We start from the raw sequence: 16,078 nt of genomic DNA, 5'->3' as shown, positions 1-16,078 counted from the left end.
TTGGTTTTATTAGCTAATGCAACATATATACTCATTAGACCATAAATATAACGCTTTGTTACTAAAACATTAATCGCGAAGGTTTAGCGGGAGTTGTTCGCCAAAGAAAAGGGCTTTGAGTTCGGTAGCATCGGCAGGCAGCATTTTACCGCCGAGAATCAATCTCAATTGCCTGCGGCGCAACGCGCCTTCATACAGTTTAATTTCTTCGTCGGTTTCGGGTAATAATGCGGGTACCTGTGTTTTTTGTCCTTCGGCATCAAGAGCTACAAAAGTATAATAAGCCTCATTGCTTTTTACACGGGTTCCCGAGGGTATATTTTGCGCCCAAACATCCATCCGCACCTCAACCGAGGTGGTGAACGCCCGGGTTACTTTGGCTTCAATACTAATTACATCGCCCAGCTTAATTGGTGACTGGAACGATACGTTATCAACCGAGGCGGTTACCACAATACGGTTACAGTGTTTTTGTGCCGATATAGCGGCGGCAATATCCATCCAGTGCAGCAGGCGCCCGCCCATCAAATTGTTTAAGGTGTTGGTATCATTGGGCAATACCAGTTCATTCATGATGGTGTATGATTCCTTAGGCGACTTTCCTGTCATATTTAAAGGCTTTTGTGCAAAGATACGTTTTTTGAGCAGATGCGTTAGACTCACTCGATCTGCGCTGCGCTGGATCCCCCTCTACGACTGCGCCGCAAAGAGAGTTGGGAGAAACTAATATTCAATTTGTCATCCAGAGGAACGAAGGATCTATTAACGAGCTAAGCATGTTGTACAACAGATGCTTCACTCCATTCAGCATGACAATTTTTATTTTTAGCCCTCTTTGCAGCGAAGCTGCAGAGGGTTGGCAAACAACGCCGGGGTGAGTCCTCTCCCCTATTTCTTCACCGAATTTAATTCCCCAAAACCCACAAGCTCATCCCAGCGCGCGGCGGGCGGGCGATAGTAGATCAATAGCTGGTATTCGTTCTCGGTTTCAAAATGGCTGCCTTCCAGTGGTACATCATCGGCCTTTTTGGTTTTATTATCAACCCAAATGTATTCATAGTCATAAACACCTTGTTTTAAAAGCAGGTTGATATAATATTTGCCATTTTCAAAGGTCATTTTGCTGCGTTCGTCAAGCTTGTAATCATTAAAACTGCCAACTATATACGGGCTGCCCTCTGTTTCGGGACGATTGACGGCCAAGCTAAAATACATGTGAGCATAGTCGGCGTCAATGCGAGGATCGCGGCCATCCTGGTTCAGTATAAAAAATTTACCATCGTTATCGTAGGTTAGCAGATAGTTTGGACTATCACGTACCGGATCGGTCAGCAAAATAACGTTGTTGGCGGTATCCTTAATAATTCGGGCAACACGTTGCGAGTTAAGCTTGAGCGTACGCGTATCAAACAGTCTGAACTCGTTACGACCGGGAAAGTCATTAATAGCAATATCATTATAAATAAGCGCCGAGCCGCGCACATAAGTGGGCTGTGTAGTTAAAACGCCGGTTTCGGTGCGGGCATTCTGCATAATAAAAGCACGCACATCCGTCGACGGGTTTTGCACCGGCAGACCCGTGTAATCAATAGTGAAATTGATTTTTTGATTGGTCTGTTTTTTCTGTACATCCGGTGACGCTACTATATCGGCTGCTATCGAAACCTTTTTGCCCAGAACATATAACCTGCGTGTGAGTACCAATTTTGACTGATCGCCATCTTCATAAACCTTCAGCACATAATTACCCGAAATTTTAGGACCAATGTTATTGTTGGGTATTTTTATTTCGTAATGGGTATATTTCTGAATGGTACCTGTAGAATAGGTATAATCATACAAGCGGTCGTCCTGAAAGCTTTGCAGGTATTCGGCTGGTGACAGGTTTGAAGAATTCCACCGGGTGTCGCAATGTTCAATAGTGTAATAATAATTACGGCTGCCACCCCGCAGGTCGTCAAAAGCTAAGAGTACTTTTTCACCTGACCCTAATGAAATAATGGGAAACGAACCTTGTTTTTGTGTATTGTAAAACTCCACGCTTTTAATGGCGGAGTTATAAACGTTGTTATTGTAAGGTGATTGGGCAAAGCCTTGGATGGTAACAAACAGGAGAACGAATAGGTATAAATACTTTCTCATATCGAGCTTTGTTAAAAATGGCTGTCATGCTGAGCTTGTCGAAGCATGGTGTGGAAGACCACCGCACGCTCCTTCGACAAGCTCAGGATGACAGGCCTGTTAAGATTACGCTTCCAGCTCCAGAATTTGCTCGGCCAGTGTTTCCCATTTTTGCTGAACCTGTTTTAGTTCGGCTTGTTTTTGGGCGTAAGTGGCTTTGATTTCCTTTAATTTGGTGTTGTCTGCATAAATTTTATCGTCGGCCAGTTTGGCTTCCAGCTCTTTTACTGCTTTATCCAGTTCGGCAATTTGTTCTTCCATTTTGGCCAGGTCCTGGTTTAATTTTTTTAGTTGCTGGTGTTTGTTTTCACCTTGGTGCTGTTGTTTAGCCGGCTCAGGTTTTTTCTCTTCCTTTTTAGGTTGAGGTGCAGGGATAGCAGTTTTAGGCTCTAACTTGCGTTTCGCAGCCCATTCATCATACTCGGCATAAGTACCCGGGTAAATTTTTATTTTTTGATCTTCAATGAACCAGATTTTGTTGGCCACATTATCAAGGAAATACCTGTCGTGCGATACTACGATAAAAGTACCCTCATACTGCTCTAATGCCTGTATCAGGATATTTACCGATTGCATATCCAGGTGGTTGGTGGGCTCATCCAGTATCAGGAAGTTGGCGTCGGCGGTAAGCGCTTTGGCCAAAGCCACACGTGATTTTTCACCTCCTGATAATACTTTGATCTTCTTAAATACATCATCGCCGGTAAACAGGAACGACCCTAAGATGGTACGCAGTTCGGTATCGGTATGTTTTGGTGCAAAGGCCTGCAGCTCTTGTAATATCTGGTTTTCCAGGTGTAACGACTCTAACTGATGCTGGGCAAAAAAAGTAGTGCTTACATTGTGCCCGGTAGTTACGGTTCCCTTAAACTCCTTATCAGCCGAAGCGATAATACGCAGCAGGGTCGACTTACCCTTACCGTTGGCACCAATCAGGGCTATCTTGTCGCCTTTTTCAATTACGGCTTCGGTATGGTCAAGAATATCAATAGCAGGGTATTTTTTGGTGATATCCTCTAACGTTACCACGTGCCTGCCCGATTGTTTAGAGAAGCGAAAGGCGAAGTTAACCGAAGGATTATCATCATCCACATCATCTACACGTTCCATTTTATCAAGCATTTTAATGCGTGATTGCGCCATTTTTGCCTTAGATGCCTTGGCGCGGAAACGTTCGATCAGGCGCTCTTCCTGTTTAATTTTTGATTGCTGATTTTTAAACTCGCCACGCTGAATTTCTTCGCGCAGGGCTTTTTCTTCCAGGTAAAAAGTATAGTTACCCGCATAAACGGTAAGTTTTCCCTTGCGCGATTCAACCGTGCGGTTGATCACCTTATCCAGGAACCACCTATCGTGCGATACGATGATGATAGCGCCGTTAAATGCCTTCAGGTAATCTTCCAGCCATTGGATCGACGGTAAGTCAAGGTGGTTGGTAGGCTCATCCAAGAGTAATATATCGGGTGCCTGTAACAATATTTTGGCAAGCATAACACGCATGCGCCACCCGCCCGAGAAAGTGCTTAACTTTCGCTGGCAATCTTCATCGCTAAAGCCCAAACCTGCTAATATTTCGCGTGCCTTATATTCAATGTTATAACCGTCGAGCAGTTCAAACTCGTGCTGTTTGTCGCTCAGTTTATGCAAAAGATCTTCGGTGTAGTCAGTTTCCAGCTTTTTAAGCAGGTTTTCTATTTCATCATGCAGCTGGTTCTGGCGCTCAAAAGCTTCCATGGCCACATGTACAATAGTTTTATCTGATGAGTATGAGAGCAAATCCTGGTTAAGGTAACCCATAGTAAGGTCCTTAGCCATTGATATGGTGCCCGATGTGGGCTTATAGTCGCCTACAATAATTTTTAAGAGGGTTGTTTTACCGGTTCCATTGGCACCTATTAAACCAATTTTTTCTCCGGGTTTTATATGCCAGTTGGCTTCATCGTAAAGGGCACGCGCACCAATCTCAAACGTAAGGTTATTTATAGCAATCATTTGCGCGCAAAGATACTGTTTTTGAGCTTAAAGCAGAAGGCCGAAAGCTTAAGGCAAAAAAGTAATATCGAATAATGAATATCCAATGACGAATGATAAATAATACAACCTAAACAGCTACCAGTAAATACTTTATCACAAAAAAATCACTTCATCATTGAATATTTCAAATTCAGTGTTCAATATTAATACGGCTTGGGGCTTTTTGCTTTAAGCCTTTGGCTTTACGCTCCTACCGCCTTAATCCATGTTTGTGCCATCAATGCTTCGCCGGCTACGCTTGGGTGTACCCCGTCAAGGCTCCAGTAAGCAGCCGGAGCTGTTGCTTCCGCTTTATCAAAAGCTGCCTGGTAAGGTACAAATATGGCACCAAACTCATTGGCAATATCGCGGGCCGCTTTACCAAACTGAGGGAAGGTTGGGTACCATTTATCATCAACCGCCCTAACCCCTTTTGATGCAAATGGCTCGCATATCACCAGCTTAACATCAGGCAGGGCTTGTTTGGTACGGGTAAGCAGTTTTTTATAATCGGCAATATAGGTATCAATTGTGCCCGTATAGCCACCAGTTAGGGTATGCCAAAAATCATTTACCCCAATATGTATGCTCAATACATTTGGTTTTAGCGCCAGACAATCTGTATCCCAGCGTTCGGCCAACTGGTAAACCTTGTTACCGCTTATACCCTTATTAAATATTTTTAGGCCTTTATCTGCATGGTCAAGCAACAGTTTGGAGGCTGTTATCAGCGCATAGCCAGAGCCTAAATCACTGGTAGTATTTGGCTCAGTTTTCTTATGGTCGCGGCCCCAGTCGGTAATGGAATCGCCCTGAAATAATACCACATCACCGGTACTGAATTTTAATTTAGAGGCACTTTTTTCAGTAGCTAAGGCAGCTGATACAATTTGAGGGATCCCCACAGCGGCCAGTGTACCTACAGATGCGGTTTTGATAAAGTTTCTGCGGCTTGGTTTAAATCTATTAAACATATTGAAGTTGATAATTGGTATGAAACAGAATTTTCCGAATTTACATTTTTACCCGAATTTTTTAAATTTTGTGATGGTTTGTATCAATAATTAAACAATTAACACCAGCGCCAGTTAATAAATCATAAATTTCTGGTTTACACACATTAAGTAATGTGCTAACTTCGCGGCATGTATTTTTTATTAAAACCCATCCTGTTCCAGTTCGACCCTGAAAAAGTACATTATTTTGTGACCCGCAATTTAAAGCGCTTTAACCGCTTGCCGGGCGGTGCAGCTTTGAGCAGGACCGTATGGGATGTAAATAACCCGCGACTTGAAAAAGAAGTATTTGGCCTGAAGTTTAAAAACCCGGTAGGCCTTGCCGCAGGTTTTGATAAAAATGCCGAACTGATGGGCGAAATGGCAAACATAGGTTTTGGTTTTGTAGAGATAGGCACCGTTACCCCCTTGCCTCAACCCGGTAACCCCAAGCCGCGCATGTTTCGCCTGCCTGCAGATGGCGCGCTCATTAACCGTATGGGTTTTAATAATTTTGGCGTTGATGTGGCGGCAGAGCGCATAGCCACCTTCCGCAGAAATGCAAAGGGTACGCAAAAAGAGCTGATCATTGGTGGCAACATTGGTAAAAACAAGGTTACTCCCAATGAAGACGCGGTCAACGATTATATCAAATGCTTTGACCGCCTGTTTGATGTGGTTGATTATTTTGTGGTAAATGTGAGCTCGCCCAACACCCCTGGCTTACGCGCCTTGCAGGAGAAAGAGCCGCTTATGCACATATTGAACACCTTGCAGCAACGAAATTCAAAAAAAGGTATCAGCAGACCTATCCTGTTAAAAATTGCGCCCGACCTTACCAATTCACAACTTGACGACATTGTTGACATTGTGCAGCAAACCGGCATAGCAGGTATTATCGCCACCAATACCACCATTAGTCGTGAAAATTTAACTACTGCCGAAAATTTAAAAAACGAAACGGGCGGACTGAGCGGCAAGCCATTAACCAAACGTTCAACAGAAGTGATCAGCTATCTGCATAAAAAATCAAATGGCTCGTTCCCTATTATTGGCGTTGGCGGTATCCACTCTGCCGATGACGCGATGGAAAAACTGGAAGCCGGGGCGGCGCTGGTACAGCTATATACCGGTTTTATTTACGAAGGGCCGGGGTTGATCGGCAGGATTAATAAGAAGTTATTGTCTGCCTAATTAACTTTTTTTCTGAACCACGATTTTCGGGATTACAGGATAACATGATTTCTGAAAAGTAAATCCGGGCAATCCTTTAATCTATTTAATCATCGTTCCAACACCATCAACTATGCTTAGGCATGTCATCCCGAGCTTGTCGAAGGATCACGCGTAGAGGTCTACCCACCATGCTTCGACAGAGCTCACCATGACAGCCAACAACTAAAGGCTATTCCTTAAGAAAAATCCGGGCAATCCTTTAATCCCGAAAATCATGGTTCAGACACTTATCAACGCAGTCACCCCAATCAACATTCCATAAAAAAATCCTGCCGGTTTCTTAAACCAACAGGATTTATAAGATCTTTTTTAAGCGCGAAGGCGCCTTAAAAACGGATAGAATTATTTTGCAGCAATAGCTTTTGCTAATGCTTCGTTGTTTTTAGTGATCTGGCTGTGTTTTGACTCAGCAGAACGGCTTCCGTACTCCAGGTTAGTAGCCAGTTTCAAAAACTGAACTTCTAAACGTGAAGTAGTTTTGTTTTTTCTATCTTTTCTTTTTAAACGAGTAACGCCCATGGTGTTGTATTTTTAATTTTTTTAAACCCTTGAGGTCGGGAGCGGATTCGAACCGCTGTAAAAGGTTTTGCAGACCTCTGCCTAGCCACTCGGCCACCCGACCATTTTTTTAAGGACTGCAAAAATAGTAATTTATTTATTGGAAAGCCAACAATTATTTCATAGAATTTCTTTTTATTTCAGAACACAGTATGGCTGTAGCTATAGCCACGTTCAACGACTCGGCATTTCCAGCTCTTGGAATGGTTATGGCAGTGTTTATCAGCCGTTCAATACCGGGGCTAATCCCATTGCCTTCGTTACCCATTACCAACAGTCCCTCGTCTCCAAAATCAGCATTATATACGTTTTCGCCATTTAGCATCGCTCCAAATACGGGCAGCTCAATTTGCGGTAAAACTTCAGCAAGATTAACATAATGCACATTTACCCGTGCCAGTGACCCCATAGTGGCCTGCACTACTTTAGGATTATATACGTCAACCGTATCTTCCGAGCAAATAATATCATGAATGCCAAACCAGTCGGCCGTACGCATAATGGTGCCCACGTTACCCGGATCCTGTATGCTGTCGAGCACCAGTGAAAACTTTTGTTTCAGGCTGTTATAATTTAATACGGGCCATATTGGTATCTTAACCAAACCAATTACCTCCTGCGGCGTTTTCAATGTGCTGATTTTTTCGAGTTCATTTAATGAAATCTCCTGAAAGTTTATTTTTCGGGATAAATTCAGCAATTTTGGGGCAAGTGCGGGGGTATGATAAATGGTATCAACCTGGTATGCAGAGTTTATAAATTCAGTAACGGATTTATAGCCCTCAACCATAAAAGAACCATGTTCCCTTCTAAATTTTTTATGTTGTAAGGATGTTAATAAACTGATTTGTGATTTTGAAAGCATATAGTATACCTGCTGTTTACCGCCTTACAATATTAAGTATTTTGTTGCTCATTATAGGTTCTGGCTGCAGTATTACACGCGGCATTAAAAAAGACCAGACCCTTGTACGCAAAATAACTATTAAAGGTATTGACGAGCAATTTGCCGAGGCGGCTGTAAATTACGTTGATAAAGAGCAGCAACCCAACAACTGGCTCAATTTGCAATTTTATTATACATTCAGTAAAAACGGCAAAAAGAATATTGGCGAAGCACCCTCTATTCTTGACAGTAACCTGGTTGAATATTCGCGCCTACAGATTGAAAGGTATATCCAAAATCGCGGCTACCTGAAAGCTAAGGTGACTGATAGCGTTATTATTAAAAAGCAAAAGGCCGAGCTGGTTTTTACTACCGAGGAAGGGCCAATGTTCCGGATACGTAAAATAAGCGACAGTATTGCCGACAAAAATATCAGGAACCTTTTTTATAAAAACCGCAACATCATTTCACATATCTCGCCCGGCGGCCGTTTTGATACGGATAGCCTTGCCCATGACCGCGACGAGCTTTACCTGCTTATGAAACGTAATGGCTATTATGATTTTTTCCGTCAATATATCAATTATAACTACGACTCTACGTTTAACAACAGTGTGGTTGATGTTAAAATGATAATTGATAATCCTCCGGGCAAAACAGAACACCCTGTTTATACTATTAACAATACGCTTGTCACCATATCGCGCAGTAACGGCCGTACACCCGGAAAAGCAGATACACTGCAGGTAGATTCGCAATTCAGGTTTGTTGATTTTTCTGGCAGGTTTAAACCACGATCGGTAATTGATTATACTTTTCAGAGAAAGGGTCAGATATATAACCTGGACCAGCAAACGCTTACTACAACACGCCTTTCGGAATTAAATGTATTCCGGAACGTGCCCAACCCCACTTATGAAAAACTGGCCGATAGCTCCAATCGGCTCAATACCAAAATAGACATTGTTCCGCTTAAAAAAATGTCAGACCGGGTTGAAGGCGAGGTATTGTTTAGTGGCGGCCGCTTTGGTTACAACGTAGGCAACACTTTTACTAACCGCAACATGTTTAAACAGGCTGCCATTTTACAGGTAAAAATTAATTGGAGTATTTTATTTGATAATGGACAAAGCATCCAGAACCAGGAGTTGAGGGCTGGGGTTAACCTCATATATCCCCGTATTTTAACCCCGTTTAGTTTTCCGTCGTTAGGTAAATTCGGTGTACCGCATACTACCTTCTCCAGTAACTATTCGCTCTTTTTTCAAAAGGACCTGGTAAAGCGCGAAAGTTTTATCAATTCCATTACTTATGATTTCTTTGAAACGGGTCGTAAACAGCACACTATTACCCCTATTAATATTGAATTTTCAAGGGGCACCATCGATACCGCAGCACAAACAGAACTGCTTAAGCAAAACAGGTTAGCTTACATCAAGCTTATAGGCCGTACTACATTTACCACTGGTAGTCAGTACACTTTTCAGTACAATGCCATTGAGTTAAATTCCTATAAAAACTTTACGTATTTCCGTGGTAGTTTAGATATAGGCGGTAATTTCCTGAACCTGGCAAGTAATTTATTCAATGCCCCAACAGATGCTGATAACAAACACAAAATTTTTGGATATACCTTTTCGCAATATGCGAAAACGGAGCTTGATCTGCGCATTTATCGCACATTAGGCGGTGAGCGTCAATTTGTATTCCGCATTAATCCGGGTATTGGTGTACCTTATGGTAACAGCGACGAATTGATATTTGAGAAGAATTTTTATACCGGCGGCGCTAATGACATCAGGGCCTGGCTGCCAAGAACCCTGGGGCCAGGACAGTTTAACCGTGGTACTTATTACGGAACCGATACTACCAACCGTTCCCGTTTAAAATACATCGATCAATTTGGCGAAATAAAAATAATTGCCAACGCAGAGTACCGTTATACACTGGCTAATAATTTTTTTGGCGCCAAACTAAAAGGCGCCGTATTTATGGATGCCGGTAACGTGTGGCGTTTAGGAAAGAAAGCAGAAAATCCAAATGGCGAATTCAGATTTAACAATTTATTGCAGTCAACGGCTATAGGTATAGGTACCGGGCTACGGTTTGATCTGAGTTTTTTTGTTTTCAGGCTGGATGCTGCATTTAAATTTAAAGACCCACAATTTAACGGATCGGACCAATGGGTATTGCTTAAACATCCCGGCGAATTATTCAGCAGCGGCTCGTTTAAAGCCGATTACAACAAACTTAACGGCGAGAACTATAATTTCATGCAGCTGAACTTTGGTATCGGACTACCTTTTTAATTATTGAGTTAGTGAATTATTGAACTATTCAGGTTGTTGTCATGAGCTGACCAGTTAGCGGCTTTATGCTTTATGTCTTTAAGCTCTTCTCTCCTAAAACATTCCCTTCAGACCATCAATTATACTTTCAAAAAAGGTAGGGATACTTAAGCCGTTATGGTAATTAAAGTACAGGAATATGCAGAATATAATGATAGCTATAATGATAAACCGCTTAAACATATAGGCCAGCAGTACCAAAGCAAGGGGAATTGCCAGCAGCAATATCCAGCTGATATGAAAAGGGCTCAGCTTACTGTCGTGCTTATAAATATAGTAAAGTATAGAGTGAGTGCCGCTATCGTTCATGTGCTTGGCATATAAAAAGCTTGAACGATCGAGCTTATGCCGGTAAAATGCCGTCCCTTTTTCAAACTTTAGCTGTTCCTGGAAACCGTTCATCACAAAGGTGAACACTCCATTCACATTTTCCTGTATTACGCCGACAGTATCAGTAGCAACTACAGCCACTTCATCAACCGCAAACGGGTTTTCTTTTATTACAAAATGATCTATAGCTATAGCTTTTGCAAAAACAAAGCTGTGGGCAGCCATAAAAAGGCAGCATAGAAGTAAAAGTTTCTTCATTTTTAATCAGCGTACAAAAATATACGCAATAAAAATAGTGTTTTTACGGCTAACTGTTTAAGAAATATATACTGCCATTTAACACAGCCGCAAAACTAACCCATAGCAGGTAGGGCCACAGCAACCAGCCCGCAACTTTATTGAATTTGCTAAACCATTGTATGGTTAAAACAATGCTTGCCCAAAGCAATAAAATTATAACAAGGGCCCCTCCTACCTGATGCAGGCCAAAAAACACAATAGACCATGAAAAGTTCAAAAACAGCTGGATAAAATAAATACCACGGGTAACTTTATAAACAGGTTTACGGCTCCTATGCTTCCAGACCAGGTAAGCAGCCGTAGCTATCAACACATAAAGAGTTGTCCACACCGGTGCAAATACCTGCGGGGGCGGATTAAACGATGGCTTTTTAAGGGTGCTGTACCAGCCTTGTATTTCGGGCCGGGTAAAAAACGCGGCCACAAAGCCAATAGTTAATGTGATCAATAAACTGATAACAAAGGGGAAAAACTGAAATTTCCTGATTGATGCAGTTGAACTCATAAATTAATGAACCAATTAACCGCCCGCAAGTTTTAAAAACCCATTACCCCAATTAATTTACAATGTTATTATGCATCTCTTACGGCTAAAATAATACCTTAGCCGCCATTGCTTACAGCCTTAAATAAAATGATAAAAGCTTATAAATTATATACGGGTACTGATGGTCACTCGCACGTGCAAACAGGTACAGTGGCCGAAGGTTTATTTAATGAGGCGTCAGCGATACGCTTTCAGGAATCGCCGCCGCATTCGTTTTTAGACTGGCACAATGCCCCTCATGATCAATATGTGATAACGCTATCAGGTATATTGCAATTTGAAACCCGCACAGGCGAAACTTTTGTACTCAAACCCGGCGAAATACTTGTTGCCACCGACACCACCGGCACTGCTCACCAATGGAAACTGCTTAATGACGAGCCCTGGCGCCGTGTTTACGTAACCTTTGAACAGGAAAATCAGGTAAATTTCATTCCGGATTAACAGTTTGCGGTTAAGCCCTATTTTATTCTGACGTAAGTGCTTCCAAAACCGTCGCTTATAAATATATTATTGGTAAAAAGAGTGTCATTACGAATAACGAAAGAATCATCAATTGAGTTACCCCATTTTAACACATCAACGGTTTCCGACTCAGAATACTTGTAATTTCTGACTATGGAAAATTTACCCTGAATGGTCAGGGAATCATTTTTAAAGGATTTAAAAGTACTATCAGCATTGAATACCCATTTTTGTGTAAAACCTTCCGTTTTTGGTGTTAGGGTAAATCCCCCGATGCCGCCTACAGATTTTACCCAGCGCCACTCGCCAACAATAGAATCAGAGTGCGGCAGTTTTTCTTTATTACAGGAAGATACACTGCAGAGCGCGCATACGGTTATTAATAAAACAAAATATTTCATCATATACATAAGGTTTATATTACTCATTACGAGCGGCTAAACTTAAACGATACAGTATGATTATTTTAAACTAAGATAATTATTTGCATAAAGAATACCTGTTTGTAAATTACGCCTGATTTCTTTTTTTGCTTATTACCTTTTATACCCATGATTATTGTTATTCAGTGTAAAGACCGTGTTGGTTTGGTTGGTTCCATTGCCACCATACTTGCCCAGCACCAACTCAATATAGTTTCTATGCGTGAGCATGTTGATAAAGCCGAGGACTTGTTTTTTGTGCGCCTGGAGGTTGAAGACGGTGATACCAACGGGCTTGAAGACACCTTAAAGGAGGTGCTGCCATCTGGTGCAATTATACTGGTAGATCCTATTCCTCATAAAAAAATAGTGGTATTGGTTACCAGGGAATATCACTGCCTGGCTGATATATTGATTCGTAACTATTTTAAAACACTTGGAGCCACGGTACAAGGTGTAATCGGTAATCATGCTACCTTGCAAGATATCTGTGAACGATTTGATATGCCCTTTTACCATATATCGCATGAGCAGCTAAGCAAACAGGAGCTTGAGCAGCAAATAACCGATGTAATATATCAATACAATCCCGATTATATTGTGCTGGCCAAGTTTATGCGCATTTTATCGCCTGATTTTGTAGCTAAGTTCCCAATGCGCATTATTAATATTCATCATTCGTTTTTACCCGCGTTTATTGGGGCCAATCCGTACAAGCAGGCTTTTGAGCGGGGCGTAAAATTAATTGGGGCTACGGCACATTTTGTATCGAACCAGCTGGACGAAGGGCCTATCATTGCTCAACAGATTATTCCGGTAAGTCACTCGTTTACTGCCGCTACTATGGTTAAAGCAGGTCAGGAAATTGAAACGGCCGTATTGGCAAACGCCCTAAAAATGGTATTTGAAGACCGTGTTTTTGTTTATAAAAATAAAACGGTGGTGTTTAGTTAAACTACCCTAAAATGATAATGGTGGACCATAAATGATCCACCACCTCGCTGAGATATAGTTGATTAATAAAAGCTTGTTATTCTACTATCAAAGTAGCAATAGAGTGCGGCAGGCTGGTGGTTTTAGCGGCTTTGCCTTTTATCCACAGACTGTACTCTATTTTTTCGTCGGTTTGATTCATCACCACAACAGCCAGTTTACCGTCGGGATTGATATAAGCAGTGGTTAACAGCTTATCCCTGCTGGCCACAGCGCTTATACGTTTAGCTCCCGGGTGAATAAATTTAGAAAAATGCCCCAGGTAATAATATGAACTTGTATAGATCAGGTTACCTGTTTTGGTATCGGCATGAATTGGTGCGAAGCAAAAATTGCCAACGTGATTAGGGCCACCTTTTTCATCGAGCAGGGTATTCCAATCTGTCCAGCCTACTGTTCCTGCATTAAAATCATTGATCATTGACAAGCCATACCTTTCGCCCAGCGACCAGTCATTGATCCTGGCCATATCAAATTTCTCGATACACCCTTCCGTAAATATCAGGTTTTTATCAGGGAATGATTCATGTACGCGCCTGGTGCTTTCAAACTGCTGCCCCGCGCCGGTCCAGGTTTCATACCAATGAAAGCCCACACCCCAAACGTATTTTGCAGCTTCCGGATCCTCCAGAATGGTACTGGCACGCTGATAAAGCAAATCGCGGTTATGATCCCAAACAATTAGTTTTTTATCAGCTAAACCTTGTTTATGTAAAGTTGGGCCTAAAAAGTTCTTTACAAAATCTCGCTCCTCTTCGGCGGTGAACATACATGACTCCCAGGTTTGTTTGGCCATAGGCTCATTCTGTACCGAAAGGCCCCATACCGGGATACCTTCTTTTTCATAAGCCTTTATAAATTTCACATAAAAATTGGCCCAGCTTTGGTCAAATTCGGGCTTGAGTTTGCCCCCATGCAGTACATCATTGTTATCTTTCATAAAAGCCGGTGGGCTCCATGGCGAAACAAACAGGTTTAATTTACCTCCTGCAGCAGCAATAGCTGCTTTTATAAATGGAATACGATAGGTTTTATCATGGCTGATGTCAAATGTTTTCAGATCGGCATCACCTTCCTTAACATAACTGTAGCTCGCGCTCGAAAAATCACAGCTTTGAATATTGGTGCGCGCCAGGGTATACCCAATACCTTTATCCTGATCATAATAAGCGGTTAAAAATTCTTTTTGCTTGTCTTTAGGCAGTTTATAAAAGGTCTCGGCAACGGCATCGGTTAAAGCGCCGCCAATGCCCAGCATAGTTTGAAATGACCTTGACGGATCAACAAAAACGGATACTTCCGTTTCAGCCGGTTGTGGTTTATCAGTAAATTGAAGTGTTTCTGTTGGTGTAAGCTTATAACCGGCTTCCTTTTCAGAAACGATCACTTTAACCGATTTGTTATCGACAGAAAATGATGCGTTACTCTGAGCATTTACAGAGCCAGCCCGTGCTAAGCTACCCGCTATACAGCAGGCAATCAAAAGTTCTTTCTTCATGTAATTTAACGTAATCAGGAAAGCCAGGCTTGGTTAGTGCAAAAATTTAACATTTCCGGCGTTTCAAATTTATTAAAGTTAATGAAAATAAAACAAGAAGACTTGCATAAATAATTGATTTATAATTACTTGATACGAAAATGATACGGTTTACTAACAATTATCTATTTTTCAAAAATTCTCATAATCAACAAGTTCCGTTATTGAAACTAACAGATAGAATTAATTTTTGATGCGGTTAAATACAATTATCATATTTAGATGAAACCTGCTTTTTTGATACAAACTTTAACGTGTTCTATATATCGCTGGTGTTCATGTTACCCCTGTAGTCAAAGCCACAACAGGTTTGGTTATATGATATTACTTTTGAGCCTTAATCTCATCTTCTATCCGCAAGCTTTCTTTATGAATAGCGTTCATCAGTTCAGTTATAAAAGTTGCTGACAACCCTTCTTTTTTTCCTGCCTCAATGCTCTTTTCAAGTACCTGTTTAAAACGGTCGGCCTGCAGCGAGGGGATATTATTTTTAGCTTTATAAATACCAATTTCTTTTACAACTCTTTCCCGTTCGCCTACCAGGGCTATGAGTGCTTTATCAAGGGAATCAATTTTTTTTCGGCTTACTTGCAAGGATTGATCAGTGCTTTTGGTGGCTTTCATTGGTGTTGTTTGTGCGCTAACTAAACTATAATTAAATAAGGTTACTAAAAATACACCTAATACGCGGCTATAAAATTTCATTTCCATAAAGTTTTAACAAATAAACCTCTTAAATATTATAACTGTTTTCAATAATAAAAAAAACAGGTATGGCGCATACCTGTTTTTTACTTACCGGCCATCTGCGTTATGTCCGTGTCTGATCATATCCTTAACGGCTTGCGCTAAAAACTCCTTTCCACTTTCATCAAGCGTGGTTTGTTTTTCGCCATCATTCAGTTCGTAAGTAATTTTACCGCGATAATCACTCTCGGCTATTAATGTTTTATCGTCACGGGTGTATTTTACAGAGCCATTTGGCGAAATACTTTTAATTGCTGTGCCTTCGGCATTAAAATAGGTTTGCCCCCAATACTCTATTTTTACTGTATTGCCATTACCATTTTCCATAATGGTGGTGTGCCTTTTTCCAAATTTGCAGGCAGTTACCGAGATAATAAATACCAGGGCAACCATAGTGATGTGTGCTTTTTTCATGATTTATGTGTATTATTTTTTAATGACTATGCTATATTATTATTCCCACACCTGGATAGTTTAATAATCAGATGCAAAACTTAACAAAGTTAATATAAAACACAGT

16 protein-coding genes and 1 tRNA gene are annotated in these 16,078 nt (G+C 41.3%); 4 read left to right on the top strand and 13 right to left on the bottom strand.

Annotation, left to right across the window (positions count from 1 at the left end):
- Positions 1 to 69 precede the first annotated feature (69 nt).
- The 4 genes from SNE25_RS07405 to SNE25_RS07390 all read right to left on the bottom strand — a co-directional run bounded on the left by SNE25_RS07405 (position 70) and on the right by SNE25_RS07390 (position 5,168).
- Positions 70 to 609: an acyl-CoA thioesterase gene (locus SNE25_RS07405; protein WP_321564461.1), complete on the bottom strand. Its 540-nt coding sequence runs from the start codon at positions 607 to 609 to the stop codon at positions 70 to 72.
- Between the two features lie 279 nt (positions 610 to 888).
- A complete protein-coding gene (locus SNE25_RS07400; RefSeq protein ID WP_321564460.1) occupies positions 889 to 2,142 on the bottom strand; it encodes a type IX secretion system plug protein in 1,254 nt (417 codons plus the stop codon).
- Between the two features lie 105 nt (positions 2,143 to 2,247).
- Positions 2,248 to 4,173, bottom strand: a complete 1,926-nt coding sequence (abc-f, locus tag SNE25_RS07395) for a ribosomal protection-like ABC-F family protein (RefSeq protein WP_321564459.1) — start codon at positions 4,171 to 4,173, stop codon at positions 2,248 to 2,250.
- A 224-nt stretch (positions 4,174 to 4,397) separates the two neighbouring features.
- On the bottom strand, positions 4,398 to 5,168 hold the full coding sequence (locus SNE25_RS07390; RefSeq protein ID WP_321564458.1) for an SGNH/GDSL hydrolase family protein: 771 nt from the start codon (positions 5,166 to 5,168) through the stop codon (positions 4,398 to 4,400).
- Positions 5,169 to 5,339: 171 nt separating this feature from the next.
- On the opposite strand from SNE25_RS07390, the gene SNE25_RS07385 reads away from it, so the two are divergent.
- The gene (locus SNE25_RS07385) at positions 5,340 to 6,383 is read left to right on the top strand and encodes a quinone-dependent dihydroorotate dehydrogenase (RefSeq protein ID WP_321564457.1); all 1,044 of its coding nucleotides are present in this window, start codon (positions 5,340 to 5,342) and stop codon (positions 6,381 to 6,383) included.
- Positions 6,384 to 6,767: 384 nt separating this feature from the next.
- Here SNE25_RS07385 and SNE25_RS07380 read toward each other — a convergent pair whose 3' ends face one another.
- From SNE25_RS07380 to SNE25_RS07370, 3 genes are all read right to left on the bottom strand, one after another.
- Positions 6,768 to 6,944 (bottom strand): spore protein, encoded by a 177-nt coding sequence (locus SNE25_RS07380; protein WP_321564456.1) that lies wholly within the window; start codon positions 6,942 to 6,944, stop codon positions 6,768 to 6,770.
- 32 nt (positions 6,945 to 6,976) lie between these two features.
- Positions 6,977 to 7,047, bottom strand: a tRNA-Cys gene (locus SNE25_RS07375).
- A gap of 51 nt (positions 7,048 to 7,098) precedes the next feature.
- The gene (locus SNE25_RS07370; RefSeq protein WP_321564455.1) at positions 7,099 to 7,848 is read right to left on the bottom strand and encodes a TrmH family RNA methyltransferase; all 750 of its coding nucleotides are present in this window, start codon (positions 7,846 to 7,848) and stop codon (positions 7,099 to 7,101) included.
- On the opposite strand from SNE25_RS07370, the gene tamL reads away from it, so the two are divergent.
- Positions 7,839 to 10,178, top strand: a complete 2,340-nt coding sequence (tamL, locus tag SNE25_RS07365) for a translocation and assembly module lipoprotein TamL (protein WP_321564454.1) — start codon at positions 7,839 to 7,841, stop codon at positions 10,176 to 10,178. The two genes, SNE25_RS07370 and tamL, sit on opposite strands and share 10 nt — an antisense overlap.
- Positions 10,179 to 10,271: 93 nt before the next feature.
- Here the strand turns inward: tamL and SNE25_RS07360 are convergent, their stop codons facing one another.
- The gene (locus tag SNE25_RS07360) at positions 10,272 to 10,805 is read right to left on the bottom strand and encodes a hypothetical protein (RefSeq protein ID WP_321564453.1); all 534 of its coding nucleotides are present in this window, start codon (positions 10,803 to 10,805) and stop codon (positions 10,272 to 10,274) included.
- Positions 10,806 to 10,854: 49 nt separating this feature from the next.
- Positions 10,855 to 11,352, bottom strand: a complete 498-nt coding sequence (locus tag SNE25_RS07355) for a TspO/MBR family protein (protein ID WP_321564452.1) — start codon at positions 11,350 to 11,352, stop codon at positions 10,855 to 10,857.
- 129 nt (positions 11,353 to 11,481) lie between these two features.
- On the opposite strand from SNE25_RS07355, the gene SNE25_RS07350 reads away from it, so the two are divergent.
- Positions 11,482 to 11,838 (top strand): cupin domain-containing protein, encoded by a 357-nt coding sequence (locus SNE25_RS07350; RefSeq protein WP_321564451.1) that lies wholly within the window; start codon positions 11,482 to 11,484, stop codon positions 11,836 to 11,838.
- Between the two features lie 17 nt (positions 11,839 to 11,855).
- Here the strand turns inward: SNE25_RS07350 and SNE25_RS07345 are convergent, their stop codons facing one another.
- Entirely contained in the window at positions 11,856 to 12,263 is a 408-nt protein-coding gene (locus SNE25_RS07345) for a hypothetical protein (protein WP_321564450.1), read from the bottom strand.
- Positions 12,264 to 12,410: 147 nt separating this feature from the next.
- Here SNE25_RS07345 and purU point away from each other — a divergent pair, with 147 nt between their 5' ends.
- Positions 12,411 to 13,235 carry a formyltetrahydrofolate deformylase gene (gene purU / locus SNE25_RS07340; RefSeq protein WP_321564449.1) on the top strand — a complete coding sequence of 275 codons (825 nt, stop codon included), beginning with the start codon at positions 12,411 to 12,413 and terminating at the stop codon, positions 13,233 to 13,235.
- A gap of 76 nt (positions 13,236 to 13,311) precedes the next feature.
- Here the strand turns inward: purU and SNE25_RS07335 are convergent, their stop codons facing one another.
- The 3 genes from SNE25_RS07335 to SNE25_RS07325 all read right to left on the bottom strand — a co-directional run bounded on the left by SNE25_RS07335 (position 13,312) and on the right by SNE25_RS07325 (position 15,972).
- On the bottom strand, positions 13,312 to 14,772 hold the full coding sequence (locus SNE25_RS07335; RefSeq protein ID WP_321564448.1) for a glycoside hydrolase family 30 protein: 1,461 nt from the start codon (positions 14,770 to 14,772) through the stop codon (positions 13,312 to 13,314).
- Between the two features lie 363 nt (positions 14,773 to 15,135).
- Positions 15,136 to 15,516 (bottom strand): chorismate mutase, encoded by a 381-nt coding sequence (locus tag SNE25_RS07330; RefSeq protein ID WP_321564447.1) that lies wholly within the window; start codon positions 15,514 to 15,516, stop codon positions 15,136 to 15,138.
- Positions 15,517 to 15,606: 90 nt separating this feature from the next.
- Positions 15,607 to 15,972, bottom strand: coding sequence for a hypothetical protein (locus SNE25_RS07325; RefSeq protein ID WP_321564446.1), 366 nt, complete (start codon positions 15,970 to 15,972; stop codon positions 15,607 to 15,609).
- Between the last annotated feature and the right edge of the window lie 106 nt (positions 15,973 to 16,078).

It is taken from the genome of Mucilaginibacter sabulilitoris, assembly GCF_034262375.1.
In the GTDB taxonomy this organism is placed as follows: Bacteria; Bacteroidota; Bacteroidia; order Sphingobacteriales; family Sphingobacteriaceae; genus Mucilaginibacter; species Mucilaginibacter sabulilitoris.
Note: the sequence above shows the minus strand (reverse complement) of the source record. Positions and strands in the feature narration are given on the sequence as shown.